Source organism: Streptomyces sp. NPDC058964 (genome assembly GCF_042741275.1).
Classification (GTDB): domain Bacteria; phylum Actinomycetota; class Actinomycetes; order Streptomycetales; family Streptomycetaceae; genus Streptomyces.
The window spans coordinates 1-1,601 of sequence record NZ_JBHYKH010000937.1 but is presented as its reverse complement, the minus strand read 5'-3'; the positions used below and the strand labels follow the sequence as shown (position 1 = coordinate 1,601).

The 1,601-nt window shown below is 67.9% G+C and carries 1 protein-coding gene; it reads left to right on the top strand.

Going from position 1 to position 1,601, the window contains the following annotated elements; genetic code table 11:
* On the top strand, window positions 1–1,235 hold a 1,235-nt coding region (locus ACFW2E_RS46560), incomplete at its 5' end, for a hypothetical protein (protein ID WP_384478153.1).
* Between the last annotated feature and the right edge of the window lie 366 nt (window positions 1,236–1,601).

The following is a 1,601-nucleotide window of genomic DNA, read 5'->3' as shown; positions in this document are numbered from 1 at the left end:
AGCAGGTTATGTACGTGCCGCCGATCGACACACCGGACGCGGTGGTGCGGATCGCCGGGAACGTGGATCTGGACCTGACCGGACGGGAGTCTCTGCCGGTCGCCCCGGGCGTGCAGATCCTGGGTGACCGGTCGCAGCGCCCGCAGGGCCCGCGGCTGTTCACGACCTCGTTCCCGCGCATCCTCTTCAGGGTCGGGAACGACGGGGACGGCACGCGCAGCGACAACGTGCGGTTCAGCGGAATCCGGTTGCAGGGCGCGGAGAGTGACGACCCCTATTCGGCGGTCGACACCAGCGACTCCGACGGAATCCGGGTGGACTCGAGCCTGAACGTGGAGATCGACCACAGCGAGATCGATCACTGGCGCGGCTCGGCGGTGAACATCCAGGACGGCCAGAGCCGGATCGGCCTCTGGAACGCCCAGACCGTATGGGTGCATGACAACTACATCCACCACAACCAGCACCCCACCGGCACCATCTGCTGCGGTCACGGCGCCGGCTACGGCGTGGTGACGGGCCACGGCGCCTATGCGCTGGTCGAGCGGAACGTGTTCGACTACAACCGGCACGCGATCACGGGCGACGGTTCGGCCGGGGCCGGCTATCTGGCATACCGCAACCTGATCCTGGGCGGCGGCGGGGACAACTCCCGTGTCTGGCACACCCATGAGATCGACATGCACGGCAACGACTCGTCCTGCAGCTACGAGTGCGGCTCCGCGGGCGAGTACATGGACGTGGAGTACAACACGGTCTGGTACACCAACGGCACGGGTGTCAAACTACGCGGGACGCCCAGTGTCGGCATGACGGTGTCGCACAACATCTTCCGGCATTCGAGCCTGTGGGTGGGTTCGATCCTGCCCATCCACGCCGCCCTGGACCAGACCGAGACCGGACTGCACCAGTCCGCCAACACCCTCGACTCGTACACCGGCGACCGGCGCAAGTACTGCGACTTCGACGGCGACGGCGTCAACGACGCCTTCATCGCCACCGGCATCACCTGGTGGTACCAGTCCAGTTCGCTCGGCGGGCGCTGGAGCTACCTCGACCAGTCGACCACGCGGCTCGCCGACGTGACGCTCGGCGACGTCAACAGTGATGGCCTGTGCGATGTCAGCTACCCCGGCGGGGTGTTCGTCAACCCGGGCCGGAACGCCTCCTCAACCCCCGCGACCGCGGCGGTCAGCCACGGCGGCATGGCGCGCAGCGGCGCGGACACGAGGTAGGGCCTGCCCATGACCTCCTCCCGGGGCGACAGCCGCTGCTCCCAGGACAGCGCCGTGGCCGGGGACTTCCCGGGCGGCCGCCATCCCAGGGGCCTGCACCTGTAACGATGAGTTCGACGGGGACGGCCGGACGGACATCGCCCCGTACCGGGCCCCGACACCGCACGGTGCTCCACACCGCCGGTGGCGTTCGCCCGGAAATGCCCCGGAACAGCTGGACACAGCTGGGGTACCGGTGGCATGTATCGGGAGTGGGGCAACATTTCGACTCCCTGCTCAGGCGTGCGCCGAGAAGGGCGCCTGACAGGCATCTTCCCTGGTCAGGCGCCCTTTTCCCAGGGCTAGAAGAAGCCCAGCTTCTTCGGC